The sequence below is a fragment of the Levilactobacillus parabrevis ATCC 53295 genome (assembly GCF_001434055.1).
Lineage (GTDB): Bacteria > Bacillota > Bacilli > Lactobacillales > Lactobacillaceae > Levilactobacillus > Levilactobacillus parabrevis.
The window spans coordinates 1-1,860 of record NZ_AZCZ01000088.1 but is presented as its reverse complement, the minus strand read 5'-3'; the positions used below and the strand labels follow the sequence as shown (position 1 = coordinate 1,860).

Below are 1,860 nucleotides of genomic sequence, written 5' to 3'. Positions count from 1 at the left end.
AAATCGCACCGGCCATGATATAATAGTCATTAAACAACGATGACTTTTATGTGGCGCTCACCGATTCCCGTCGGTGGGTGTTTTTTTGTATTCACTTACAAGTACAATTGTATTTCTCTCAATAAAAGAAATCAACACTTCTTTAAAAAATGTATACATTTTTACATTAGTACAAATACTAATGTAAAAGTTAGTATTTGTATACTCATTCAAAACGCCTCTATTGCAGTCTACATAGAGCTCATGTATACATTTTTACTTTTACACACTTGTATTTGTATACATGTACTAATTTTTGTGCTATGCTTTAAGAGCATTACACTACATATTTATGAGGTGATATTTTGGATAGCAAAGTCATAACATTTTCAAACTTTAAAGGCGGGACTGGCAAGACAACTAATAGTACAATGACTGGTATCGAGTTGGCACGTCGTGGGTATAAAACACTATTAATAGATTTGGATCCTCAAGCTAACGCCACTAATTTATATTTAAAAACTAAAAATAACGTCGGCGGTGAAGTAACTTCTTTTGATGAAACCTTGATGACCGCAATTAAAAACAAAAACCTCAAACCAGCTATCATCAACGTAATCCAAAATTTAGATATTCTTCCATCCTCAGCTGACTTTTCTTTATATCCTAGATATATGGAGAATATAATTTCTGACTACACCGATCGTGTAAAATACTTGTCTACCTTAATAAATCCGTGGAAAGATGACTATGACTACTTGTTGGTAGACGTTCCACCTACAATTAGCCTAATCACAGATACCGCATTATATATGACAGACTACGCGATTGTCGTTCTTCAAACTCAGGAAAGATCGCTTCAGGGTGCCCAGGCATTCATCAAATACATGCAAGATCAAATTATCAATGAATTCCACGCTCCGACATTAGATTTACTAGGAATATTGCCGGTTTTGCTGAAAAATGGTGCCCCTGTTGATAAGAGCACCTTAGCTAAAGCAATTGATATATTTGGTAAAGAAAATATTTTTGACATAACAATTAAAAATATGGAACGCTTAAAACGATATGATGTAACCGGGGTGACATTTAAAGATCAGTTTGATAAAGCAGTTCAAGACGTATACTCCAACGTTACTGATGAAATATTTAGCAGAATGGCTGGTGAATAGGAATGAGCGGATTATTAAACAATCCCAATCTAAAAAAACAACCAAAGACGGACCCACTTGATCGTGGACAAGATATCAAACCCAAAAACACCTTTACTACAGATGATCTTAAAAGTAATAATGGCAAACCATCAAAACCGGGAAAAAGCGTTGCAGATTCTGTTACTTTTTATGCTAACGTTAGAATCAACAACCATATTAAGAACAAAGCGGAAGCTTTATCTGGAATTGGTCTATATAAATCTCAAAAAGATGCCATTGATAACGCATTAGACTATCTCATTGATTCTTTAGACGCTGAAGACAAGCGAAAATTTACTTTTCAATTAGATATTCTGGAGAGTAGAGACGCCCGAACTAGGGGAAAATAATATCGCGCTCTCAGACAACACGTTCAGCTTTTAGACGTATACTTGTCCGTTTAAATTAAGCAGAATGCACACAAAAAAGTCCTCTATTATGCGGAATAGAGGGCTTTTCTGAAATCAGTACATACAGGCTTTGCTTAGGAGCGTTGCTTGTGTCCATTTAGGACATACACAATCATAGCACGTATTTGACAACTATATACACGTATAAGCAAACAATGCACGAGAATGCGTTTATATGGTAGATTGTAAAGAAAGTGGCTCATCAACAATTGAACAGCCTATTTTCCACTACTGGATCAGCCAAATTAACAACGGCAAATTCTATAATTAATCCGAAC

2 protein-coding genes are annotated in these 1,860 nt (G+C 35.4%); both read left to right on the top strand.

What is annotated here, in order from left to right; all coding sequences use genetic code 11:
* The first annotated feature begins 344 nt into the window (after positions 1-344).
* On the top strand, positions 345-1,151 hold the full coding sequence (locus tag FD07_RS11825) for a ParA family protein (protein ID WP_010010558.1): 807 nt from the start codon (positions 345-347) through the stop codon (positions 1,149-1,151).
* 2 nt (positions 1,152-1,153) lie between these two features.
* Entirely contained in the window at positions 1,154-1,522 is a 369-nt protein-coding gene (locus tag FD07_RS11820; RefSeq protein WP_020090532.1) for a DUF5388 domain-containing protein, read from the top strand.
* Positions 1,523-1,860 lie beyond the last annotated feature (338 nt).